Source organism: Campylobacterota bacterium, assembly GCA_020633995.1.
GTDB lineage: Bacteria > Babelota > Babeliae > Babelales > RVW-14 > JACKCO01.
The window spans coordinates 17,344-40,528 of record JACKCO010000003.1; the positions used below are offsets into that span (position 1 = coordinate 17,344).

Annotated in this window: 23 protein-coding genes; 21 read left to right on the forward strand and 2 right to left on the reverse strand. The window is 40.4% G+C overall.

Annotation, left to right across the window (positions count from 1 at the left end; translation table 11 throughout):
- Positions 1–4 precede the first annotated feature (4 nt).
- The 8 genes from H6679_00115 (at position 5) to H6679_00150 (ending at position 7,415) form a co-directional block, all read left to right on the forward strand.
- The gene (locus tag H6679_00115; protein MCB9492659.1) at positions 5–754 is read left to right on the forward strand and encodes an RNA methyltransferase; all 750 of its coding nucleotides are present in this window, start codon (positions 5–7) and stop codon (positions 752–754) included.
- Positions 755–848: 94 nt separating this feature from the next.
- The gene (locus H6679_00120) at positions 849–1,496 is read left to right on the forward strand and encodes a hypothetical protein (GenBank protein ID MCB9492660.1); all 648 of its coding nucleotides are present in this window, start codon (positions 849–851) and stop codon (positions 1,494–1,496) included.
- 163 nt (positions 1,497–1,659) lie between these two features.
- Entirely contained in the window at positions 1,660–2,502 is an 843-nt protein-coding gene (locus tag H6679_00125; protein MCB9492661.1) for a hypothetical protein, read from the forward strand.
- Complete coding sequence (gene ftsA, locus H6679_00130) at positions 2,474–3,721, forward strand: cell division protein FtsA (GenBank protein MCB9492662.1); 1,248 nt, start codon at positions 2,474–2,476, stop codon at positions 3,719–3,721. Before H6679_00125 ends, ftsA begins: the two co-directional genes overlap by 29 nt.
- Before the next feature lie 25 nt (positions 3,722–3,746).
- A complete protein-coding gene (gene ftsZ, locus H6679_00135; GenBank protein ID MCB9492663.1) occupies positions 3,747–5,099 on the forward strand; it encodes a cell division protein FtsZ in 1,353 nt (450 codons plus the stop codon).
- Between the two features lie 132 nt (positions 5,100–5,231).
- The gene (locus tag H6679_00140; GenBank protein MCB9492664.1) at positions 5,232–5,840 is read left to right on the forward strand and encodes a class I SAM-dependent methyltransferase; all 609 of its coding nucleotides are present in this window, start codon (positions 5,232–5,234) and stop codon (positions 5,838–5,840) included.
- The gene (locus tag H6679_00145; protein ID MCB9492665.1) at positions 5,837–6,607 is read left to right on the forward strand and encodes a class I SAM-dependent methyltransferase; all 771 of its coding nucleotides are present in this window, start codon (positions 5,837–5,839) and stop codon (positions 6,605–6,607) included. Before H6679_00140 ends, H6679_00145 begins: the two co-directional genes overlap by 4 nt.
- A 34-nt stretch (positions 6,608–6,641) precedes the next feature.
- A complete protein-coding gene (locus tag H6679_00150; GenBank protein MCB9492666.1) occupies positions 6,642–7,415 on the forward strand; it encodes a methyltransferase domain-containing protein in 774 nt (257 codons plus the stop codon).
- Positions 7,416–7,469: 54 nt separating this feature from the next.
- Here H6679_00150 and H6679_00155 read toward each other — a convergent pair whose 3' ends face one another.
- Complete coding sequence (locus H6679_00155) at positions 7,470–8,396, reverse strand: DMT family transporter (GenBank protein ID MCB9492667.1); 927 nt, start codon at positions 8,394–8,396, stop codon at positions 7,470–7,472.
- A 141-nt stretch (positions 8,397–8,537) separates the two neighbouring features.
- Here H6679_00155 and H6679_00160 point away from each other — a divergent pair, with 141 nt between their 5' ends.
- The 4 genes from H6679_00160 to pgeF are packed head-to-tail and all read left to right on the forward strand — an operon-like array spanning position 8,538 to position 12,787.
- Entirely contained in the window at positions 8,538–9,434 is an 897-nt protein-coding gene (locus H6679_00160; protein ID MCB9492668.1) for an A/G-specific adenine glycosylase, read from the forward strand.
- 5 nt (positions 9,435–9,439) lie between these two features.
- The gene (locus H6679_00165; GenBank protein MCB9492669.1) at positions 9,440–10,810 is read left to right on the forward strand and encodes a hypothetical protein; all 1,371 of its coding nucleotides are present in this window, start codon (positions 9,440–9,442) and stop codon (positions 10,808–10,810) included.
- Positions 10,811–10,837: 27 nt separating this feature from the next.
- Positions 10,838–11,983 carry an ankyrin repeat domain-containing protein gene (locus H6679_00170; protein ID MCB9492670.1) on the forward strand — a complete coding sequence of 382 codons (1,146 nt, stop codon included), beginning with the start codon at positions 10,838–10,840 and terminating at the stop codon, positions 11,981–11,983.
- Between the two features lie 54 nt (positions 11,984–12,037).
- Positions 12,038–12,787 carry a peptidoglycan editing factor PgeF gene (gene pgeF / locus H6679_00175; GenBank protein ID MCB9492671.1) on the forward strand — a complete coding sequence of 250 codons (750 nt, stop codon included), beginning with the start codon at positions 12,038–12,040 and terminating at the stop codon, positions 12,785–12,787.
- Here pgeF and H6679_00180 read toward each other — a convergent pair.
- Complete coding sequence (locus tag H6679_00180) at positions 12,778–14,061, reverse strand: serine hydroxymethyltransferase (GenBank protein MCB9492672.1); 1,284 nt, start codon at positions 14,059–14,061, stop codon at positions 12,778–12,780. The two genes, pgeF and H6679_00180, sit on opposite strands and share 10 nt — an antisense overlap.
- Before the next feature lie 160 nt (positions 14,062–14,221).
- Here H6679_00180 and H6679_00185 point away from each other — a divergent pair, with 160 nt between their 5' ends.
- The 9 genes from H6679_00185 (at position 14,222) to H6679_00225 (ending at position 22,860) form a co-directional block, all read left to right on the forward strand.
- Complete coding sequence (locus tag H6679_00185) at positions 14,222–14,653, forward strand: hypothetical protein (GenBank protein MCB9492673.1); 432 nt, start codon at positions 14,222–14,224, stop codon at positions 14,651–14,653.
- A gap of 23 nt (positions 14,654–14,676) precedes the next feature.
- Positions 14,677–15,327 carry a hypothetical protein gene (locus tag H6679_00190; GenBank protein ID MCB9492674.1) on the forward strand — a complete coding sequence of 217 codons (651 nt, stop codon included), beginning with the start codon at positions 14,677–14,679 and terminating at the stop codon, positions 15,325–15,327.
- 18 nt (positions 15,328–15,345) lie between these two features.
- Positions 15,346–15,594 carry a hypothetical protein gene (locus H6679_00195; protein ID MCB9492675.1) on the forward strand — a complete coding sequence of 83 codons (249 nt, stop codon included), beginning with the start codon at positions 15,346–15,348 and terminating at the stop codon, positions 15,592–15,594.
- On the forward strand, positions 15,545–15,907 hold the full coding sequence (locus H6679_00200) for a hypothetical protein (protein ID MCB9492676.1): 363 nt from the start codon (positions 15,545–15,547) through the stop codon (positions 15,905–15,907). Before H6679_00195 ends, H6679_00200 begins: the two co-directional genes overlap by 50 nt.
- A 57-nt stretch (positions 15,908–15,964) precedes the next feature.
- The gene (locus tag H6679_00205) at positions 15,965–16,387 is read left to right on the forward strand and encodes a hypothetical protein (GenBank protein ID MCB9492677.1); all 423 of its coding nucleotides are present in this window, start codon (positions 15,965–15,967) and stop codon (positions 16,385–16,387) included.
- Between the two features lie 12 nt (positions 16,388–16,399).
- Complete coding sequence (locus tag H6679_00210) at positions 16,400–16,765, forward strand: hypothetical protein (protein ID MCB9492678.1); 366 nt, start codon at positions 16,400–16,402, stop codon at positions 16,763–16,765.
- Between the two features lie 360 nt (positions 16,766–17,125).
- Positions 17,126–18,625 carry an FAD-dependent oxidoreductase gene (locus tag H6679_00215; GenBank protein MCB9492679.1) on the forward strand — a complete coding sequence of 500 codons (1,500 nt, stop codon included), beginning with the start codon at positions 17,126–17,128 and terminating at the stop codon, positions 18,623–18,625.
- A gap of 125 nt (positions 18,626–18,750) precedes the next feature.
- Entirely contained in the window at positions 18,751–21,261 is a 2,511-nt protein-coding gene (locus tag H6679_00220; GenBank protein ID MCB9492680.1) for a hypothetical protein, read from the forward strand.
- Between the two features lie 3 nt (positions 21,262–21,264).
- Positions 21,265–22,860 (forward strand): ATP-binding protein, encoded by a 1,596-nt coding sequence (locus H6679_00225; protein MCB9492681.1) that lies wholly within the window; start codon positions 21,265–21,267, stop codon positions 22,858–22,860.
- Positions 22,861–23,185: the final 325 nt, after the last annotated feature.

Below are 23,185 nucleotides of genomic sequence, written 5' to 3' on the forward strand. Positions count from 1 at the left end.
CCCAATGAAAAAACAAGTAAAGAAAAAAATTGAAGGCGAAATCCTTTATGGTGCGCATCCAATAATTGAGATGCTCAAAGCAAAAAAACGTAAACTCATTTCAATTTATACAACAAAAAAAGTACCCAAAGCTTGGGACCGCATTGCGCCCCACCTACCAAAACGTGTCCCAAACATCCAGTATGTCGAACGCAGCGTCCTGGATCGGCTTGCCGGAAGCACGGAGCACATGGGTGTTGTCGCATGGGTAACACCTTTCAGATTTTGCAAGGCAATTTTTACACCTGACAAAAAACCTTTGATCTTACTTCTTGATGCTGTTCAAGACGTACGCAACTTTGGAGCTATCCTACGCTCAGCCTACTGCATGGGAATCAATGGCGTTGTCATTTGTAAAAAAGACTCTGCACCGCTTAATGCTTCAGTTTTTAAGGCGTCTGCGGGCTTGGCAGAATATTTGGATATTCATCTTGCACCATCAATGGCACATGCTGTTACCCAGCTCAAACAAAATGGCTACGAAATGTACATGGCCGTACTTGATGGAGTTGATGCAACACAAGTCAGCTACCACAAGGGAAGCTGCCTAGTTATCGGCAACGAAGCGACTGGCATTGCAAAAAACATACGCAAAGAAGGCACACTCATCACCTTGCCCCAGCGCAATCCAGAAATATCTTACAATGCATCTGTCGCATCAGCTTTATTGATGTTTACTGTCGCTCAAAAAATGAACATTTTACCTAAGATTTAACCGTTACTTTGCTTTTCCCAAATTGTTTTACTATCCTTGCCTTCACGAGTTTATGATGATCGATTTTTTGACACTGCAAGAAAAAAGAAAAACTATGATCAAATGTAAGAAAATACTGTTGTCATTGTTGTTTGCCGGTAGCGTATTTATACATTCATTTTGTAGTGGTACCAACACAATGCAAATTGCTCATTTTGGCTCAAGCGTTGCTGCCCCCGCATGCAACCTAGCTGTAATGTGGGGCAGGAATCTTCGCCCTCAAAAGGCAACTGTCCTAAAATTAGTAGCCTGTTTTTTTCGCATTAGTGAACAACTCGCCGCCATAAACTTACAAAAAGGTAAGAGTCCAAGTATTGACCAACTTTACTGGATTACGCATTACCTGATTTCCGCTTGCCAAACAAGCCATGAACTGGCCACAAAGGATTTCACTCAAGCCCCAGATCTTAGTGATCCGAGAGTAGCTTTTTCCAATAACATTTTAATTAAGCTTTATATGAGCAATCTGTTACTGCTAGAAATGTGGCTTGCTAAAAAAAGCTGCGAAGCCCAAGCAGAACTCCTATGGAGCAAAGACTTTGAAAATCGTCCAGACCTTGAGTTCTTACTATTGATGCTCCGCAATCTAAGTGAAACCGCTATTAATGCGGACAAACCTCTTGAGCTCAATATGCTTCATCTTGGCATCGTTCTCTCAATCATTTCATGGATGCATCAAGTAAATAAAAAAACCATGAACTAGTTCAGCTGCTCAGGCACTATAAAAAAATTAAAAGTCCCTAGTTTTGGTGATTATTAGGGACTTTTGTCTTAAGAGATTTGCTTTTTTCTCTCACATTATGCTAACGTTTGAGGGTAGAAATGGAAAACGTAGTACTAATGAAGTGTTTTAGCTATGGACAAAGATGGAAAAAAGACGGGTCTATCAAACAATCAAAAAAGGGCTTGTACTGACAATTGTCACCGGCACAATTGCCCCACCCGTTTTCCTAATCGTTAAAAAAACATTTAATGATCAGCTCGAACGATTGTACCAGCACTTCACACCCGTACGCGTAGCATTCAACTTTTCTGACTTATACAACCAAGAAGTAGCCGACGAACTTATCGAACTCATTAATCAAAAGGCCACAACAACCAGCTTTATAAATTTAGACAAACAAGAACTTTGTAACACGATTAAAGAAAAGTATCCTATAGTCAATCACATAGAATGGTCATTTAATTCAGATCGCACGTTACAAGTAATTATCAAAGGCCTGGTTCCCAAACTTGTAATTAATAATAAATACATTTTAACTCAAAGTAGATCTCTTTTTGCTTTACACTGGTTCAAGGATTTCGACCTTGAAAACAGTCTACACATTACGCTTGATAACAAGCTTATCAGCGAGCAGGTATCACAAAAATTATATGCCTTTCTTACAACCCTGAGTTCACAAATCCATAGTGAATTCATGGTAGAGTATAATGACCCTTCTCAGATTTTTTTATTTCCCAAGAAAGACAATCCTCAATATCACATCCTTGTCGATGAAAAAAGCATAACGGATCATGCTAAATTAAAGTTTGCTCATACAGCCTTTGAGCAATATATGCATGACCATTTTAACAAGACAAAAACTAAGCCTTTTGTAGCAATTGACGCACGCTTTAAAGATCGCGTGATTATAAAAAAATTAAAGGGAGCCAAAGGGGGAGGTAAGCATGAAAAGAAAAATGCTTGCAGATCACTTCACAGCAATTGACATTGGCACCACCAAAATTTGTGTACTGATCGGCAAAGTTGATTCAAAAAATAATATAGAAATACTTGGCATAGGCCACCATCCGTCGTACGGCCTAAAGAAAGGTGTCGTAACAGATATTGGACAGACAGTAAATTCGATTAAAAGCGCCATAAATCAAGCAGAAGAAATGGCAGGCGTCAGGGTTGAGACAGCAACCGTTGGAATTTCTGGCGGACATATTAAATCATTTAACTCTACAGGTGTTGTTGCTATCAAAAACAAAGAAGTTAGCCAAACCGACATTGACCGGGTCATTGACGCTGCCAAGGCCATTCCTATCCCCGAGGATCAATACATCCTGCACATATTACCTCAATATTTTCGCATCGACGGCCAAGAATATGTTTTCGACTCGCTTGGCATGTATGGGGTACGACTTGAAGCACAAGTTCATATCGTTACTGGAGCAGTCTCTTCGGCTCAAAATATCATTAAAGCATGTGAGCTTGCTGGCATAATCGTCGGTGATATTGTGCTTGAACAAATTGCATCGGCTGATGCGGTCCTTACACAGGCAGAACGTGAAATGGGCGTTGGTATTTTAGATATAGGCGGCGGAACTTCAGATTTTGCAATTTATAAAGACGGCCGGATTCGACATTCAAAAGTTATTCCTTTAGCTGGTAACCACTTCACTAACGACATTGCCGTTGGCCTCAACATACCTTTTAAAAAAGCAGAAGCACTAAAACGCATGTACGGATCAGCATCGCAATATACTTCCAAAGAACAACCACAAAATGAATATCTAAAAATTAATCTAGGCTACGAAGGAGGCATCAAACATATAGCCCGTCATGATATTGACCAAATTCTTTACTTTCGAGCTGAAGAAATTTTAGATATGCTTGCAGACGAAATCGTACAATATCGTCTCAAAGCATTTATGCCATCTGGCCTTGTGCTCACCGGTGGAGGATCCCTTCTTGCCCATCTAAAAGATCTCGCCTCACAAAAATTATCCATGGCAACTAGAATTGGAACACCCGAGTCACTACAAGAAGATATGCAAACAGCCATCCCTGATGTAATTAAAAGTCCAATTTATTCGACGGCCTATGGGCTCTTGCTGTACGCTATTAAAGATGTTGATGGAAAAGAAATCATTAAAAGTGACCACTCAGTCTTTACCGGAGTTATGAAAAGAATGAAGTCGTGGATTTACGATTTTTTTTAAATGAAGAAATAAGAAGGGGAAAGGTATGATCGAACTTAACCTTGAAGAAGAACTAGTTGACACATCGGGCGTTAATTTAAAAGTTTTAGGTATCGGAGGTGCTGGTGGCAATGCTGTAAATAGTATGATAAGCAGTGGAGAACTTGACCATGTTAAATTTATTGTTGCTAATACAGATGCACAAGCACTCAATCTCTCGCAAGCCAAGCAAAAACTCCAGCTGGGTAAAAAAATTACTAAAGGTCTTGGCGCAGGTTCAAACCCCGACATTGGAAGACGTGCGGCCGAAGAAGATATTGAAACAATAACGGAACACATTGCCGACTCAGACATCTTATTTCTCACAGCTGGCCTTGGCGGTGGTACCGGCTCAGGCGGCATACCTGTTGTCGCACACATTGCGCGTGAAATGGGTATTTTAACAGTAGCCATTGTCACTAAGCCTTTTGTCTTTGAAGGCAAACGCCGCATGCGCCAAGCAGAAGCAGCACTCGAACAACTCAGACGAGCAGTAGACACACTCATTGTCGTACCCAATCAAAAACTTTTACAAATCGTTGACCAAAAAATTTCTATGCTCAATGCGTTTGCACTCTCAAACGATATCCTAAAACAAGCAATTAAAGGTATCTCTGACATCATCACCAAAGCTGGCCACATCAATGTTGACTTCTCTGACGTAAAGGCAATTATGAAAGACACCGGCATTGCTATGATGGGAACCGGCAAAGCCTCAGGCCCTGACAGAGCCGCTCAAGCAGCGCGTCACGCCATTAGCTCACCACTACTTGAAAACGTTGACATTAATGGTGCAAGCGGTGTCCTGATCAACATCACTGGTGGACAGGATCTTGGATTATATGAAATTAACGAAGCTGCATCTCTCATTTATGAAATGGCAAGTGAAGATGCAAACATTATTTTAGGCTCAGTCATTGATGAAGCTATGGAAGACTCCATCATGATTACCGTCATAGCAACAGGATTTGATGGCCAACATCAAACACAACAGACGGAACAAGAAATTTACTCCACAGCTCAACCCGTCACACGCGAGCCACAGCCAATACACCAAGCACGTCAACCATCCCATACACCACGCACCCAGCAAGAAGTTGTTCATGAGCTAACTAAGCCTCAGGTACACGTTCAACACACTGAGCCGACCAAGCAAGAAAGCCCAAAGGGTTACGCCCAATCAACTACCATCCCTGAAATGCATATTGATTTACAAGACTACGATGTGCCAACCTTTTTACGCAAAAAGGCCCAAGAACAACAAGAAACAAAATCTGAGCAAAGACTTGAGCAAGCAGAACAGTCAACCCCCGATGAAAACGCAACAACTCTAACAGAAACGCAGCAATTGCACGAATAATTTGAGGGCGCATTCTTGCGCCCTTCTCTTTTATCGCATTGCTATTTTTTTGCATTTTTTTTCTTTCATTTTTAGACTCAGCTTAACGGTTGTAATAATTGAATGTAAATTTTACAAAGCTAAGGTTCTATCATGAAAAAAATTTCACTCCTGTCATTATCCCTGCTCACTTTTTTAACCATGCAAGCTGCAGAACACCTCCTTAGCCAAAATCAAAAACTCAACAGTGTAGATCCAATTGTTCAAACGTGGCTACAAACAGTAGAAAATAAAAATGTTTTAGTAGTAGGCAATGAAAACAATCTTCTTTCAATTCAAGCTCTACGTAGTGAAAAGCCAGCATCAAGTGTCGCTCTTTTGATTAAACCAACAGATAAAATCGACATTTTATACTCTATGGAGCGCAACCTACAAATACATAAAAATGATTTCTCACGTCTTTTATTAGAAGAAAACAGCTTTGATTCGATGATTATAGTAGATGAAATAACAGAATTAACCCATGAACAAACAAGAACCTTTTTAGATTGCATGCTCAAAGTTCTCAGACCATCAGGAACAATAACCATCATTGTGTCGCAAGAAATTTTTTATTCAAATCTTAAAGATACCCTAAAAAAAGCCCAGTTTAAAATGGAACAAAAAGTTAACCGATATCGAGCCGAATACAAAACAAACAATTCTGGCATTAGCTGCTTGCGCTACGCAATTACCGCAAGCAAACCTGACTTAACTCAATGAACAAACTAGCTAAAATACTGTTAGTGGGATTACTACTCGCTCAGGCGCAATTGTTAAACGGTTCTGAAAAAAGCTTCAATCAAATGAATACACCAAAGAGCACGGGGTTTAATATTTGCTGGGGTAGTACATACTGCGAGCAGTGGGTCAAGCAGGCTCAAAATAAAATGCTTCTTGACCTCAGCTACTGTTTTAGCCCTTGGTCGCTAAAAGCGCTTGAAAATGGAGCCGAACATGTAACTTTTATCGACATTACACAAACTGATTTACGCGACATGCAAGATCGTGCTTACGCACAAGATTTTTCTAAAAAAATATCATGCGTATATGCGGACTTTACCCAAATAAGCTTTTTTAGAGACAGCTTTGATTCTATCTTAATGTCACATATTCTTGCATTTCTCAACCCAACAATGATCCAAAAAACTTTGAATAATGCTTATACCTGGCTTACACCGGGGGGCACACTGTTTATAATCACTACATCGGCCGAAGCAATAGCCCTGAAAAAATACAAAGCTCTTTACGGTAAGCGAGAAAAGGGCAAATTCGCTCAGATTGATTTATCAAAAGAACTTTCGCAAGTAAACCACATCCCCACCGTACACAGCATTATTGCATGTGACGATTTAGTTGCTATGCTAAAATCTATCGGATTTGAGATCATCACCAATGAAAAATTTTCAATATCACACAAAACCGAAAAAATTTCTGGCGTAATTTCAGAGTTTTGTGCCGTTGTCGCAAAAAAGCCAACGGAAAACTAACATCCATATTCCTTACTCAAAAAAGGGAGATCTAATGAAAAAAATAGCTATCGCGATGTTTTGTTTAGCAAGCATTTCGTTAAGCGCAGCAGAAAAGCCAACGAATACACAATCATTCGAAAGTGGCCTGCACCAGTTCACACCAACAGACAATAAAATTGGTTACTTTATCCATGGCCCTAATGATATTTGCAATCAATGGGCGCTCTTTTCCAAAGGTAAAAGAGTAGTGGACGCTGGCTGCGGAGACGGCTACTGGACTTTAGAAGCATTGCGACAGGGCGCAAAAAAGGTTTTTGCCATTGACAAGTGCCAAAGCCACATTCATAAAACGCAGGAAACTACAAAGTTGTACTACACGCAAGTCACTTACCATCACGAATCAATAATGGACATAGATCTTCCAATTGACTCGGTTGATGCAATACTATTTTGTCATGTTTTAGCATACCTGAGCCCAGCTGAAATTAAAGAGCTCATACTTAATACAAAAAACTGGCTAAAGCCCGGGGGGAAAATATTTATTGTCACCACATCAATTAACACTGAAGGAAACGAACAATTTAATGCTTGTAAAAAAGAGTACGAAGAAAAAATCGTAGCAAACCCATTGAGCTTTGTTGCAATTAATTTTCACAAATATATGGAACAAACAAAAAATATTCTTCCTGAATGGCACAGCCTAACATCACCAAGAAGCCTTTCTATGATGCTTCAAGATTGGGGATTTGAAGTTGAAGCATGTCATGACATTACCATTGGCATTAGATCAAAATTCTGTGGCGCTATCGCGGTCAAACCAAATTAAAAAGAAGGCCCCGATTTTCTTCGGGGCCTTCTTTTTAAAAAAACAAATTCTAATCTATCGTTGCCTATGCAACATACGCTCGCGCATCAAACTAGCAAGCTCTTCTTGGTAAAACAAATATACACCAAACAAAATAACCATCGCCGATGTTACTAGGTTTGTTGTTAATCTTTCATGTAAAAATGTATATCCAAAAAAGGCCACAAATATTGGTACTGAAAAACCCGCAAGTGAAACGAAATTTGCCGAGTGAATTCTTAAAAATGTTGCATACATGGTGTATGCAATAATGTTACCAACAAAAACAGTGTAGGCAAAAAGCAAAATCCACTGCCAAGAAAAACTAAAGCTAATGGTTGCGTAATTATCAACAAATGTCGATAAGCACAACGCCAGCACACCTGAAATGCTCATCATAACACCATTAAGCTCTGCTGGTGCATAACGCTCTCGCTTAAGCATGCTTTGTGCAAGCAGCCAACCATATCGCCCAATAGCCATGGCAGCAAAAGCTGCAAGCTCAGGAAACGAGAAAATTAGGAATGCATGGAACCCTTGTTCTGACGTGTAGTTTGAGTAACACAAGATCATAGACCCAGAAAATCCAACCAAAATACCCAAAATCTTTTTAAAGTTGAGTCGGTCGCTAAATAAAAAATATGAGTAAATTGCTGTTACAAACGGATCAAGACTGCCAATAAATGCAGCCTTACCAGACGGCATGTATTTCAGAGCAAAGGCTTTACAAAGCGAAGGCACACACGTCGTAAAAAGTGCAGCCAGCATAATCTTGAAAATATCATCCTTTAAATATTTCCAACGTAGACGAGGAGAGGTCCGGTAGTACATAAACCACAAAATGAGACCCGCCGTAAGCATACGAATGCCAACAAAAAACGTCGGAGGAACACTTGCAAGTAATACCTTATTTGCTGAAATAGCGCTTGCCAACAAAGCAAAGCCCAAGAAGATGAAATACATACTAGTCCTAACATTTTTAAATTTATGCGATAGACTATCCACACAAGAAAACTTAGTTTACAAAGCTTAAGTAGTTTGTCCAAAAATAATATCGTAAAACAATCGTCTTAACAAAAAAGATTTACATTTCATTGAAAAAATATGCAATTGTCATTTTTTAAAGAAAAAAAAGCCAGTAGGCCTGAAGCTCACCTTACTTATCAGTTTAGAAGTGAAGGCCTCTCTGAAAATATCATCAAACAATTTCAAGAGCTCATTTACAGTTTTTATAATCAAAGGCGACGCTCTTTTGCCTGGCGCGATCATATCGATCCATACCATGTTGTCGTCTCTGAAATAATGCTACAACAAACACAAACAGACAGAGTAACTAAAAAATTTGAGCAATTCATAACCACTTTTCCATCGTTTACGCTACTTGCTCAAGCATCATTTGACGAGGTGCTACGAGTTTGGAAAGGACTTGGATACAATCGCCGAGCCCAAGCACTACAAAAAATTGCACAAAAAGTTGTCTCAGAATTTGATGGACACCTACCATCTGATGAGCTTGTACTTGAAACGTTTCCCGGTATTGGCAGGGCAACCGCACGCTCAATTGTGTCTTTTGCCTATAACAAGCCCGTTAGTTTTATAGAAACGAACATCAGAACTGTTTATATCTATTTTTTCTTTCATGATCAGCTCGGTGTTAGTGATAAACAACTCATGCCGCTTATTGAAAAAACCTTAGACCATGAAAATCCACGCGACTGGTATTACGCACTTATGGACTACGGGGTAATGCTAAAAAAAGAAGTTGGCAACTTGTGCAAACTCAGCGCACACTACACTAAGCAATCCAAATTCGAAGGTTCTGATAGGCAAATTCGTGGTCAAATTTTACAGATACTTCTTGATCACGGTTCACTCAAACAAGCAAAGTTGATTCATGCGATAGGAAAAGAAAAAGGGAGAATTATCAAAATCATTGACCAACTCATACAAGAAAAATTTATTCTTATCGATAATGATACCTTAAAAATTCAATCCTCATAAATTTTATGAAAAATTTTATACTTACCCTTCCTGCGATGATGCTACTATTTCTTTGTATCCATGCGACAGAAGATCCTTTATGTAAATATCCTACTGGGGATACTCTAAAAAATATCAAAGTACTTGAAGCTGTGGAACACTCATTGGAATCTATTCAAGATAAAAAAATCCTCAGCACAAAAGTTTTTAACTATTTTCGGAGCTTCCCGGACAACGCAATTACAGCTGTTTGCTTGGGGAATCTACAAACCACTCTCGAGGAAAAACTAACTTTACGTAAGATACTCGATGATTTTTTAACTGAAACAGGTAAAAATGCTTTGCTTAGTAAAATCATCTCACATGCATCATCTGGCGGCGCAAATACAGTAGCTAAATGCTTATATGATTTACACGAAGAGTGTTATATAACAACTAGCCAACTACCTATGACAATCACTCTAATCAAAAACCCTTCCGTTGATCCATACTATCGTGGATATTTTTTTTGTTTGTTAGATGAGTCAGTAGCACATAAAGTTTTGGCTTGCGATGTATATTTAAATACTGAAACGACAAAGTTTATAAGAGGAATGTGTCGTGCAGTGCCTTTTACCGATTGTCATAACTTTTTATACCTGGCTCATGATATTATTCGCAGAGCTTTACAGCAATCTCCTCAAGATTGTGCACAATGTTTCATACTTTTTAACAAAAATATGTATTTTCGGTTTTACCTGGACAAGCTTATTCAAGATTGGCAAAATCAGATTGTAGATCTTATAGACAATCCAAGCCTAACCCCATACAACCGAGGTTATCTGTTTGGGCTACTAAGCGCACACGGAATCTACAACATCCCAGAACCTCAGCTCTCTCATGCCTGGTGGGGTGTGAAAGAAGATGAAATAAACTTTGCCCACGGCTTTATCGCAACCTGTGACAAAAACCAACCACTAACTAACTTGAGCGAAAAACTCTATCTCGCATTATTTGAAGTAACATTATCTTACGCAAAACTACGTAACTTTGTGGTAACACCCTACAATCAATGGTTAGATCAACCCACATTCCAAGATCTCTCCAGCATTCCCGTTGACGCCATTTATGGTTATATTCATGATGCAATAAACTTCAAAAACTTAGAAGCCTTAGAATTTCTGTTAACCCATCCAAAGCTGAACATCAATAAACAATTTGCTAACGACCGTGAAGAAACTATTCTGCATGAGACAAGAGATCCTATTTTTTTTATCTATTTGGTCAAACAAGGAGCCAATCCTCATGCAAAAAACATCTATGGCAAAACACCTTTAGACACAATTAAGTACTGGAGTCCGTGCAGTTATGCAAGCTTAAAGCTCGCAGTAGAAAAACTTGAAACAGAACAACTATGAACCTACAGTGAAGGCCAATAATCGACTATGATTGGATGCAATATGCCTGTAAAAAGAAAAAAATTATTTATTGCTGCGCTGTTCTTTTTAACTGAGGCTCATCCAGCAGATCATTTTACACACCCAACAACAAATTTTAGCAAGCAGTCACCTCGCTTAACTCGACAGTTACGGGCAACTATTAATAAATATTACATACCAATTTGCTCGTCAGAAGACGAGCAAATTAAGTCTATGCAGACAATACTTGGCCGTGTTGCAACGCTAAAAAATAATAACCTCATAAGTCCCGACTGTTTTGAATTATTCACTCATGATCATCAACTGGCAATTTCCGGTCTCTTAAGCGGAAAACTAGCTATCTCACAAAGTTCTATATCTGAAAAATTGTACCTGTTTTACACAATAGCACCATTTTTAACACTCAACGGAAAAATTAACTTCATAACACAAATTATCGGAGAAATGTACAACAAATGCCGCAATCAAACTGCTGAGTGCTTTGTTTTTTTAAAAAAATACTTTCTTTTGAACAAAGAGCTTGCAATGCACTTTAAAGAAACCATTGTTCGTCTAATTGGTACAAACAGAGTGTATTCCTACAACAGAGGCTTTTTGCTCGGCATGGTTGATCTGCTCGACTTAACAGATATTCCAGAACCCCAGCTCTCCCCAATAGAATTTTTCTCAAACGTTGCAAGAATGAATATTGCAAAAGGATATCTAGCCGCAACCGACTACAAAAAACTACGTACATCTTATTCTAACGACCTTACGCTTGATTTATCCTCGGTAGAAGAATGCCACCAAAGTATTGAAAAATCTATCAGAGAACACACAGTAATAAATCTATCCCCCAGCTATTTAAGACAATACCTTAACATTAACGGACCTCACGACTATGTGGCAGAAGCCGTAAACTACTCTAACCCCACAGCTCTTAAGCTTTTAATAGAACTTGGAGTACCTCTGAACAAACCCGATCCAAACTGGCAAACACCACTGCACGTAGCTGCAAGCCATGGCAAAATTGAAATTATGACACTGCTATTAGGACATGGAGCAAAACAATACTTGCGTGACATGAATGGAAAAATACCGGTAGAACTTGCAAAAGAAAATGGTTACCTAATTTATTGGCTGGAGGCAATGAAAGGAGTTGGAAGGAACTAAAGTCATTTGCTTGTTATCTACATTTAACGTATGATTTTTTTATAGGGCCAAAACATGCTACAAAAACAAACAGAAAAAATTATGTGTAGTTTTACCAAGCCACACTTTTCAATTTTTTTCGGTACAAAGCAAAATTGTAATGCAGCATACAATTCTCCCGAGTTTCAAACACAATGTCAGAACCTAAAAGAAGAGTTTAAACTCAAACAAGTAATTTTGCTCAAACAAACACACTCTGTTCAGGGCGTTGTTGTTGAAAAGGAAAAGAAGAAAGATAAAGAGATTATTCTCTTTGAAACTGAAGGCGATTTTTTAGTCACTAACAAACCAAATGTAGGCATCGGCATCATTACCGCTGACTGTCTTCCCATCATTGCCTGGTCAGAAGAACATAAGGCCCTTGGCATAGCGCACGCTGGTTGGCGTGGCAGCATGCAACAAATTGGCAAAAAAATGATTGAGCGCATGCAAGATCGTTTCAATATAGCACCGCAAGATCTAAACATTTATTTTGGGCCAAGCGCCAAATCATGCTGCTATCAGGTGCAAAAAGATTTTTTAGATTATTTTGACTCAGTCGACACACAAAAAAAATGCATCGTCGAACGCAACGGCAACTTCTTTTTTGACCTGCCAACACTCAATAGAATGCAACTAACTAGCATGGGAATAGATCCAAAGCAGATCAACACCACACAAAACCTGTGTACACTGTGTCACAAGCAATACCATTCATATCGTCGAACCAAAGAGCAATACTCACGCCAGGTCAGCATGACCTGGCTTCATGACGCTTATAACTGAGCCTGTATTGTGGTCGCTTTACCCGGAATAATGTTTTTTTGGTAGACGGGGAACTGAGCACAAAATGCATCTACTTTTTGAGCTATCTCATCGAGGTACTTCTGGTTTTCCCTGTGCTCAATAGCCTCATTAATCCAGTAAGCTAGTTCACGTGCCTCTTGTTGCCCAAACCCACGTGTCGTGATGGCCGGAGTACCAATTCTAATCCCACTTGTAACAAGCACTGATTTTTTATCAAAAGGAATCATGTTACGGTTCACAACAATACCACATTGCATCAATGTTGCTTCAACCTCTTTGCCGGTCAACGCCTCATTACCCTTTTTACTTGTTACATCAACTAAAAACAAATGAGTATCCGTACCTCCAGAAATTATGCGATAACCGCACTCGTGCAGTGTATTTGCCATCGTCTGAGCATTGACAACCACCTGCTTTTGATAATCTTTAAAATCTTGGGTCAACGCCTCCTCAAATGCGGCGGCCTTAGCTGCAATAATATGCATAAACGGTCCACCCTGAGTACCCGGCATAACTGCCTTGTCAACCTTAACACCCCATTCAGCCTTACTTAAAATAATGCCCCCACGCGGGCCACGCAGTGTTTTATGTGTCGTGCTGGAAACAACATCGGCGTGTGGCACTGGGCTTGGAATAACACTTGCAGCCACAAGCCCCGAAATATGTGCCATATCAACAAAAAGAATAGCACCCACCTCACAAGCAACACACTCAAGTCGGGCATAGTCAATTAAGCGGGAATAGGCAGATGCTCCAACAACAATCATTTTAGGCTTATGTTGATGCGCAAGACGAGCAATACCGTCATAGTCAAGTTGCTCAGTTTCCTGATCAACGCCGTAAGAAATGAAATTGAAGTATTTACCTGAAAAATTAACGGGATGACCGTGAGTTAAATGCCCTCCAGCACCTAGGTCCATACCTAAAACAGTATCCCCAGGCTTAAGAAAGCTGAAATATACGGCCCAATTAGCACTCGATCCAGAATGAGACTGCACATTGGCGTATTCTGAACCAAATAATCTATTTACCAGATCAAGGGCATGAGACTCGACTTCATCAACAACATGACACCCTCCGTAGTATCGTTTTCCCGGATATCCTTCAGCATACTTATTTGTAAGGACTGATCCAGAGGCACTCATAACACGCTCACTGGCATAATTTTCCGATGCAATCAAATTAATTTCGCTCTCTTGCCTGATTCTTTCCCTACTAATCAGTGTTTCAAGATATCCAGAGAAGTCTTTCATTGCTCACCTTTTTATCACGTTACATAGATCATTTTTTCGCTTTTACCGTCTTAATTTATTGACTATTGGTAATTAAAGATAGTATCTTTAAGAGTAGTTATACACACAATTAGTCAACGTATTTTTGTAGTATACCATCTCTTTGAAAACGGAGAAAGTCATGAAAAAGCTCATTCTTACAGTTCTCAGCTTGGCACTATTAAGCCCTCACTTTGCATCATGTCGACATGGCGGAGCAGCCGTTGCCGGTGCTTTTGGGGGACTGGCTCTAGGAACTATGCTTGGCACCGCCGCTGCAAACTCCAACAACTCATCCAGAGCTGAACGAGAAGCTATTAGAGCACAAGACCGTGCTGATCAACTACAACGCGAGCAGCAACAAGATCGTCTCGATCAACTTCGCCGCGAACTTGACCAGCAAAACAAAGACCGCCAAATGCAAGAGCAAAAATTGATACAAGAGCAGCTGATGCAAAAACAACAAACCCAACCAGTCAGCGACACGATGGTCATGATGCTTATGTTTGTGGCCTTGTTGCTTTTCTTCGCAGTTGTAGGCCTGAGCATTTTGGTTTTAAGAAAACGAAAATAATTTAAAAAGGTAAGAGAATAATAATGGTGAGTATCATCTCTTTTATCAAAAGCACATTTCACACGCTTGTCATGCTACCAACAACTGTTCCATATGCTTTCTACTCACGCAACGCCTATAATTTAGCAATAGTTAGCTCAAGTCTTTTAATGACAATCACCCCGCCGCTACTTTTGCTATTTATTTTTCTGGTTTTTACCAACACGATTACACTTCAAGCAACAACGCCTGCCGCTACATATTCTCGAAAAAAGTTCATTGTCCTAACAATCGCTAACATTATCTGGTTTGGCACATTGTGTTCTATCTTTTTTTACCAACTAATGAGCACTGGCACCAATATTGTTCAGCGTTTTGGCGTTTTTTTATGGAGCATGAGCTCGATTGCAACTAGCGCAGTCATCGCCTTCATTTTAATCAATTCAGTACGCAAACAATTTAGCGCAGAAAGTGAACGATACAAAAATATGAGCTTGCTCATATTAATTATCGGATTCTTTATCTGGGTAAGTAGTTCATCATTTTTCCTCTGGCACGATATACACGCACAAAATAATCCAGGACTTGTAAAAATTTTGGCTACATCCGGCATGATGAGTGCTGCAGTACTCAGTATTGCACTCTTGATTATGCTGACCCAAGAAAGAAGAAAGAAAACCATAACAACCGTTTAGAAAAGGAGTTTATTTACCATGTTTACGGAGATGTTTGGCGGCTGCACAATGTGCGGCGTTAATTTTTTTATCGTCATCCCAATACTTGTGGCAGCCCTTGGACTTTTCATGTGGTGGTGTTGCTGTAAGTGCAAAAAAAACAACACGCCTATGCAAAAAGGAAGCGGATCAATTTCTAACAATTCAAACGTGCCTCATGCAGGCAGGGAGCAAAAAAATGGTTGTGAACAAAAATGCAACAACAAAAACGACAATAACTGTCAGTAAAATTCTCCTGGTCCTGTGCTTTTTAGGTGTAGCGCCACTACAAGCAGGACGCGGCGGCGACTCATTTGCCGGCGGATTTGTAGGTGGAACAATGGGGGGGCTGCTTTCAGGGGCTATGGTTAACGCAGGCAGTCGTAGCAGCGGTAGTGGTTCAGAAGCAAAAGCTGACGCTGCGCTGCAAGCAGTAAACAGACTCGAAAGCGCTATCAAAATAGACCTACAAAACCTGAGCAATCAGATAAACAACCTTGCAAACCAACTCAGAGAAGCTGAAAGAAAAATATACAAACTAGAAGCAAAACTTAAAGAGTAACCAAAAATAGGCTGTTTTTTTGACAGCCTATTTTTCATATAAATAACTGGGAAACGTATGAAAAATGTAACAAAAAAGCTACTGGGGTTGGGGTTCTTTGCACTGTTGTGCCTGAGCAGTTTTTGCCCTGACCTTGAAGCCCGCCGCAGACACGGTGGATGGCGTCGAGGTCACGGTGGAGGATACCACTCAAGAGGATACCATTACGGGCGTAGACACGATGGTGGATATGCCGCTGGCTTTGCACTGCCTTTAATGTTTGGGGCAATTGCAGCATCTGCTGCAGCTTCATCAAGTGCAAGCAGCGCATCAGAGGGTAACGTTGAACTTGAAATATTCAAAAAAGATGTCGAAATAGCCAGCGAAAAGCTCAACGCTTTTTTCCAGTCAGTTAAAAATAGCCTGGAAAACATCGACAAGCGAACAAAAGACTTAGAAGACGATATGAACAAACTCGTCGCTAAAATTGAAAAAAAGTAAGGAGAATAAACAATGAATAATACGCTCAAAAAAATATTCTGCTCAAGCATACTCGGGTTGTGCTTGCTCACATCAACCAGCAACGCCGGCTTTGGGGTCTATTTTGGCTCAGGCAGTTACGCTCACCCATACTATGGCTACTACTATGGTTACCCATCCTACAGCCTTGGCTGCAGCAGATTCTCTTATCCAATTTTCACTAGCTACACTGTAGACTCATCTTCAATCAGTGACCTCAAGTCTAAGCTGAGCAGCATGATGTCAAAGACAGCCGATTTTGCTGAAAAAGTAAAAAATGATTTGGAGTTTTTGGACAAACGAATCAAAGGCCTTGAAGAAGGTATGACTAAATTAATTGAAAAGGTAGAAAGTAAGTAACACCGTCTTCTATCTTTTTAAGAATAGGCCTCGTTTTTTAACGGGGTCTTTTTTTTTATCTGTGACTATCATTTTTTATACGCTAGCAAAAAAAGATAGCTGAGTGCTATAGTTCTTGCAAAAGCTTCCTGCATTGCCTACATTGGGTCAATGCTGCTATAAATTCTATGATTTTACAGCAGCATAAAAACTTACAAACATGTTACGCGTCGCCCCGGACTTGATCCGGGGGCCAGAACTAGGCTTCACCTTGATTTAGATCCCGGCCCGCAGGCCGTGATGACGAGCTAAAAATCATAGCAATATAACAAACTTGAAAAAGAAGAAGAACACTGAACTTCCTGATGAAAAGGGATCACTATGAAAAACCTAAAAAACTCACATTTTTTAAGCACTCTGCTTCTAATTCTACTTCTACCAGGCTGCCTACAGTCATCTGAAAAAATTGAAACAGGCCAGGACCAGGCAGTTCCAGCTGTTGTACTAGGTGGAGGCATTGCCGGCCTGACAGCAGCTGTGTATCTAACCCAGGCAAATATCCCAACACTTGTAATCGAGGGTCCAAAGCCCGGTGGTGCATTAGCGCAATCACACTCAGTGCGTAACTGGCCGGGGGTGCTCGATGCGCCAGGAGAACAAATTACAAACAATATCAAAAAGCAGGCTGAAGCCGGAGGCGCACAGATCATGCAGGAACGGGTCATCAGTGTTGACTTCACACAACGCCCGCTAACCATAACAACACAAAACATCGCAGATCCGAACAAAAAACGTACCTTTACCACACATACATGCATTATTGCAACAGGTACAGAGCCAAATTTACTTGGAGTCCCAGGCGAAACTGGCCACGACGGGTACTGGGGACGTGGCGTTAGCAACTGCGCAGTATGTGAAGGGTCTTTGTGCAAAGGTAAAAAAGTTGGCATCGTTGGTGGCGGTGATGCAGCCATTGTCGAGGCAAACTACCTTGCCGATCTTGCCAGCGACGTTACCATCTTTATTCGCAAAGATCACTTCAGAGCAAAAGATGTAAAAGCAAAAGATCGTGCTCTTGCCAACGATCATGTCAAAGTACGCTTTAACACGCGTGTACAAGAAATGCTTGGCAGCCAGACTAAACTGACCAGCGTCACACTGCAAGACACACAAACGGAACAAACCGAAAACTTCGAACTCGACCAGCTTTTTCTTGCCATCGGCTCACAACCAAACACTGCCCTTTTTAAGGGCCAGCTTGACATGGACGAACGAGGCTTTCTCAAACTTGTTGATCATCAACAAACCAGCGTGCCAGGAGTCTATGCAGCTGGCGATGTTGCTGACGCAACCTTTGTCCAAGCTGTTACTGCCTCTGGCGCTGGCTGCAGTGCAGCGCTGATGGCACAAAAATACCTTGAACAACACGAGGTTGACTTACTTAGAGGAGCACGAAACTTACAACAAGTAGTATCAGCTCATCCCCGACATTTTCTAAAAAACAAACTTCCAGAAATTGGTAACAAATCAGATTGGCAAAGCCTAGTTATCAATGCAAAAAAAATAGTACTCGTCGACGTTTATGCAGACATGTGTACATCATGCAAAGCAATGCTACCGGTCATAGAACAACTTGCATTCAACTACACTCAAGACCTTAATGTTGTCAAACTCAACATCAGCTCAACAGAACTTGACTGGGCTCAAGCTTTTGAACAACTTGGCGCAAATGAACTTGACTCAGTCCCAACCTTTCTGCTTGTCAATAACGGCAAACTCGTGGCGCAGCTTGAAGGCGAGCAGCCTAAACGTGCCTTCCAGGATCTTATTGACAAAATTATTGATAAACAGGGGGGAATAGATACACAAACCGAAATCTAAAAACCCATCAAAAAACGCCAAAATAATTTTTTTTGCTTTTCATTTCTTTGTCTATAGACTAGTCCTACTTTTTTTAAAATTCAAAAAAGCTTGATTACCATATAAAAAAACAATCGGGAAGGTTCATGCAAAAAACGTACAAAGCACTTTTTGCTTGCCTCTTTTTTAGTTTTCTATCACTAAGCAAAGCCTTTTGTGCTGAAAGAAAGAAGCCACACACTGCAACGCCAATTACAAATGCTTTTACCGCTTGGGCTAAAGACTCGGCAAAAAGTCTCATTTCCAAGGATAATGAAGCTGAAGGCACAAGCTATGAAGATGTCCAGACAATAATAGGACAACAAACCCCCGCAAGCTTGATTGAGGAAATTAAGCAGCATGCTCGCTCAGGTAGGACTATTTCTGAAGAAGATCGAAACAAGTTCAAGCAAGAACTTGCAAAAGATGGCTTGGGTGTCTTATTACTCTTGGCTTGGGACAAATTAGAAAATTTAGACGAAACAACGGTAGCAACATTAGTCCCCTATCTTGAAAAAATCTCAGCCCCACTTGGCGACGGCTCAAGCTACAAAATTGCTGAAAAACTCCCCTCACTGCAACGCACCTTAACAAGGTTATCACAAGAAAGCGTCGAGAATAAAGCCTTAATCGCACAGTTTATACAGGAATTGTATCAAACAACACCTCTGTGTGGTGACGCAAAAAAAGCAAAAAAATTACCCGAAGGCCAAACACCAGCTCTGGCACGATACACATTAAAAGAATTGTGCGATAAAGCTGCTGAAGTCGGCTTAAATCGCACAACCCTTGCAGACACAATTGCTGAGCTTGATTTAGACGACTTTGCACAAATTGCTGTAGGTAAAGAACTGGCACGGGAAATAGGAAAAATTAGTTCTGCCGATCTCAAGAATCCCCATAAGCGAAATGAATTAAAAGAAAAACTAGAAAAACGCAAACAAGAACTTGAAGTGGACCTTAAGCCAATTTGGGAACAAGAAAAGCAAGTCGATGATAAGATCAAACAAGCAGTCACTGAACAAAGACAGCTAAAAAAAAGAATTGAAAGTCTCAAGAGAGAAGCTAACAGGCTAAGATGGCAAACATGGAGGAGTAGAGATTCGCAACCTATAAGAGACAGAATTAATGAAATTGATTCGCGTGATATACCTGAATGCGAGCGTGAAATTGCCAGTCTCGAGAGGCAGCTGAATGGAAACGGGTGGGAGGAAGGCTTAAAATCCACGGCCAAAAGACTCTCAGAGCAAGAACCTAGAGCTCGAGCCCTTTTAAGCCAAATTGGCTCTTTCGAACAATATATAGACCTTGAAAAAAGAAAGGCTATAAAAGAAAGCGTCATCCAGTTTATCAGACCAGCAGAACCAGAAGACCCAAAAGCCTTGGATTGCTCGATAACTGAGGAAGAAGAAAAAGAAATTAAGCAGCTGCTTAAAGAGTGTAACAAAGATCTTCGTCAAGAAATTGATGATCTTATCACCAATAAAAAACAACAAGATTTTAATAACACCACGCTTGCAAGCCTCACACTAGAAGATGACAATGCGAGTTTGCGCTTAGCGCTTAAAAACAGTGATCTACTCAAGGCTGGTTTTTTGGGCGCTGAAGTATGCACTGCATTTTTTGCTTTTAAAAAATACGTCGCACTCCTCGACCAACACTTTCTATCAAAACTGCAGTCAATGCCAGACGATGTTTTAGATAACCTTGCAAGACTAGCTGAACTGCAAGAAGAAGAGTTTCAGATTGATTTTTATAACACTGAACGCTTATTGTTAGCGACGAAAATGCTTTCCTACTTCGAAGTTCCTCCGCTTTCGTATCAAATGATTTTTATCGGTGCAAGCAGTATTTTACAAACAATATTACTTGAACGCTCAGAACAGCGCCAGAAAGATGCCCTTGTCGATCGTCTTGGACAAGCCGCAGGTAAGAATAAACTCATGGCAGCCTCAATCAAAAGCATTATGGATGGGAAATTGGACATAGTGAGCAAGGACTCATTTAAAACATTAGCCCAATATGGCATGCCAAACCTGCTCCCTAACTCTAGCTTTGATGATAAAGCCATAGAAATTTCACTTTTCGATCTGTTTGAAATCATAAACCCCTTGTTTTTATGGCCAGACAAAATTGTCTATCGATCATGGAAGCAGATCAACAGCATTCTTTTATTTGGACTTCAAATATGGGAGCAAGCTGAGCAAGACAAAGACTTTCTTTCTTCTTTCACTCCCTACTTGCTTTCTCTGGCCGAAATGGCACTTTCAGACAGAGCTGGTGATGTATTACAAACATGGGGATTTTTGAAAGCAGCAGAACAACATAATCAACGTTGTAGCACAGCACTTATCAACCATATACTGAAAAATTATGCCGGCTACAAAGAGTTTTTACAAAAGCAATCTGTTGTTGACCACAAACAAAGAAGCCTGGCAAAAAAACACTTTATTAAAGCAGTTGAAAAAACCACACATGTTCCATTTATGACCTGGTTTACTCAATATAACTTGCAAGCAACAGGTCATCGAAACCAAGGGAATCTTTTAGCTACCCTTATTTTATTTGGATTGATAGCAAAAAATATTTATAAATATAAGACCAGCAACGGAAGGTAAAAAATGAAAAAAAGTCTAAGAATTATTTGCATACTTGCTCTCTCATTTACATCTCCACTGTTTTGCGCAGATAACAGTGCCTTTTGGAAAGCTATTGGAAAGACTGTAGGCAAAGTCATTGATGCTGGTGTAGAGGCTGCTGAAAAAATGACTCAGGGTCCTCAGGATCAAATTGATAGATTAAATAGAGAAATAGATAAACTCAAGCATGAAGCCGCAACTCTTACAGAAGGAACGCCAGCACACAACAACGTTCTAGAGCAAATAACATTAAAAATGGCTGAGATTAAAACTCACCAAAATAATTTAGCTCAACGCAGCGGAATGGTAAATACAATGATGGGCTCTTTAACGCAGGCGGCATCATCAAAAATTAACGACCTTGAAAAAGAGCGTGATAATCAGCGTGAAATTACAAAGCAAGTAGCTATCGCTAAGAAAAAACAAGAACTTAAGCAACAAGGCGCTATGGAGCGTTTGCAGTTTTTCCTCCAACCTCAAAACCTGAGCCGAATTGCATTTCTTACAGGTATGACTGGTGGCGCACTCATTGGAACGTACTTTATGACTAAGTTTTTATACGTTTATCTTGAAAAACAAATCGGCCGACCAAAGCTTGTACGTGAGTCATCAATCTATGACCACACCCTCTGGACAATGTTTAAAGAAGTTATGGGCATTGAAGTTAAAGCAATGAAAGATGAAATCTTTTCATTTGACAACTTGATTATGGACCCAGAACTCACACGCAAACTCAAACTCTTTGCCGACATGACCAAAAACAAACGCTCCATTGGTCTGCCGTACCAACACCTTATGCTGTACGGTAAGCCAGGAACGGGTAAAACTATGTTTGCTCGAATTTTGTCGTACCACTCAGGCATGGACTACGCCATTATGTCTGGCGCTGATTTTGCACAGTTTAAAGAAGGTGAAGACATCACTGAACTGCACAACCTGTTTGACTGGGCTGAACAAAGCAGTAAAGACGGCCTGATCATTTTCATCGACGAAGCGGACGCGGCACTCAGAAGCCGTAGAGAACTTAGTGAACGCGGTGTTAAGCTTGTTAACGCATTCCTTTCGCGCACAGGTACTAGCTCTAAGCACTTCATGCTTATTTTTGCAACTAACTACCCTGATGACATTGATGCTGCAGTACTTAGCCGTGTTAACAAAAAAATCAACATTCCGCTTCCAGGGCACAATGAACTGATCGGGATTTTGAACTTGTACATGAAAAAATACCTTATCGACGACATTCGCGTCATCACCATCGATGATGAAAAACAAGAATGTGGTCTTGAACTTGATCCTGAAATCACTGCTCCAGAGTTTGTTTCTTTTGTTGCAAAGCAGATGAAAGGTTTTTCTGGTCGTGAAGTTGAACAGTTTGTTGATGAGGTACGTTCATGCGCTTACGCTACTCCAGACCTAACGCTTACAAAAGCATTGTTTGTTGACTGCATGCACGATAAGGTTGCGCAACACAAAAATGCTTCACGTTGGGACAAAGCAGGGCAGGCATCGTTTGAACAGCATGTTTATAGTGAGCCCAGCGCTACTACAACAACACCCGTAGCCGCAGCTGCTGCATAAATAATCAGAGCTAACTAGTTGAGCAGCCCTCCAAATTGATCATGGAGGGCTGCTTTTTTTTGATGTCCTAAACCCTCGTTACAACACTATTTTTTCAGAGGCGTCATCTCTGACTCCGATCGGGGATCCACGATTAGGCTTGGTCTTTGGGAATTGCCCCTGGATCAGAGTCCAGGGTGACGAGATTGAAAAGTCAAATACACCTTATTTTAAATACAGCTAGTAAAAACATTACTTACTCAACAACTAACTTTTTGCACACTTTCAAGCGATTTTGCATTTCTGGCCGTTATCTATAGACTATTGCTACTTTTGACTTCAAGGC

What these genes read in the sequence shown, in the direction of transcription:
- H6679_00115 (MCB9492659.1), top strand. Translation starts at nt 5, where the DNA reads ATGAAAAAACAAGTAAAGAAAAAAATTGAAGGCGAAATCCTTTATGGT.
- H6679_00120 (MCB9492660.1), top strand. Translation starts at nt 849, where the DNA reads ATGATCAAATGTAAGAAAATACTGTTGTCATTGTTGTTTGCCGGTAGC.
- H6679_00125 (MCB9492661.1), top strand. Translation starts at nt 1,660, where the DNA reads ATGGAAAAAAGACGGGTCTATCAAACAATCAAAAAAGGGCTTGTACTG.
- ftsA (MCB9492662.1), top strand. Translation starts at nt 2,474, where the DNA reads ATGCTTGCAGATCACTTCACAGCAATTGACATTGGCACCACCAAAATT.
- ftsZ (MCB9492663.1), top strand. Translation starts at nt 3,747, where the DNA reads ATGATCGAACTTAACCTTGAAGAAGAACTAGTTGACACATCGGGCGTT.
- H6679_00140 (MCB9492664.1), top strand. Translation starts at nt 5,232, where the DNA reads ATGAAAAAAATTTCACTCCTGTCATTATCCCTGCTCACTTTTTTAACC.
- H6679_00145 (MCB9492665.1), top strand. Translation starts at nt 5,837, where the DNA reads ATGAACAAACTAGCTAAAATACTGTTAGTGGGATTACTACTCGCTCAG.
- H6679_00150 (MCB9492666.1), top strand. Translation starts at nt 6,642, where the DNA reads ATGAAAAAAATAGCTATCGCGATGTTTTGTTTAGCAAGCATTTCGTTA.
- H6679_00155 (MCB9492667.1), bottom strand. Translation starts at nt 8,396, where the DNA reads ATGTATTTCATCTTCTTGGGCTTTGCTTTGTTGGCAAGCGCTATTTCA.
- H6679_00160 (MCB9492668.1), top strand. Translation starts at nt 8,538, where the DNA reads ATGCAATTGTCATTTTTTAAAGAAAAAAAAGCCAGTAGGCCTGAAGCT.
- H6679_00165 (MCB9492669.1), top strand. Translation starts at nt 9,440, where the DNA reads ATGAAAAATTTTATACTTACCCTTCCTGCGATGATGCTACTATTTCTT.
- H6679_00170 (MCB9492670.1), top strand. Translation starts at nt 10,838, where the DNA reads ATGATTGGATGCAATATGCCTGTAAAAAGAAAAAAATTATTTATTGCT.
- pgeF (MCB9492671.1), top strand. Translation starts at nt 12,038, where the DNA reads ATGCTACAAAAACAAACAGAAAAAATTATGTGTAGTTTTACCAAGCCA.
- H6679_00180 (MCB9492672.1), bottom strand. Translation starts at nt 14,061, where the DNA reads ATGAAAGACTTCTCTGGATATCTTGAAACACTGATTAGTAGGGAAAGA.
- H6679_00185 (MCB9492673.1), top strand. Translation starts at nt 14,222, where the DNA reads ATGAAAAAGCTCATTCTTACAGTTCTCAGCTTGGCACTATTAAGCCCT.
- H6679_00190 (MCB9492674.1), top strand. Translation starts at nt 14,677, where the DNA reads ATGGTGAGTATCATCTCTTTTATCAAAAGCACATTTCACACGCTTGTC.
- H6679_00195 (MCB9492675.1), top strand. Translation starts at nt 15,346, where the DNA reads ATGTTTACGGAGATGTTTGGCGGCTGCACAATGTGCGGCGTTAATTTT.
- H6679_00200 (MCB9492676.1), top strand. Translation starts at nt 15,545, where the DNA reads ATGGTTGTGAACAAAAATGCAACAACAAAAACGACAATAACTGTCAGT.
- H6679_00205 (MCB9492677.1), top strand. Translation starts at nt 15,965, where the DNA reads ATGAAAAATGTAACAAAAAAGCTACTGGGGTTGGGGTTCTTTGCACTG.
- H6679_00210 (MCB9492678.1), top strand. Translation starts at nt 16,400, where the DNA reads ATGAATAATACGCTCAAAAAAATATTCTGCTCAAGCATACTCGGGTTG.
- H6679_00215 (MCB9492679.1), top strand. Translation starts at nt 17,126, where the DNA reads ATGAAAAACCTAAAAAACTCACATTTTTTAAGCACTCTGCTTCTAATT.
- H6679_00220 (MCB9492680.1), top strand. Translation starts at nt 18,751, where the DNA reads ATGCAAAAAACGTACAAAGCACTTTTTGCTTGCCTCTTTTTTAGTTTT.
- H6679_00225 (MCB9492681.1), top strand. Translation starts at nt 21,265, where the DNA reads ATGAAAAAAAGTCTAAGAATTATTTGCATACTTGCTCTCTCATTTACA.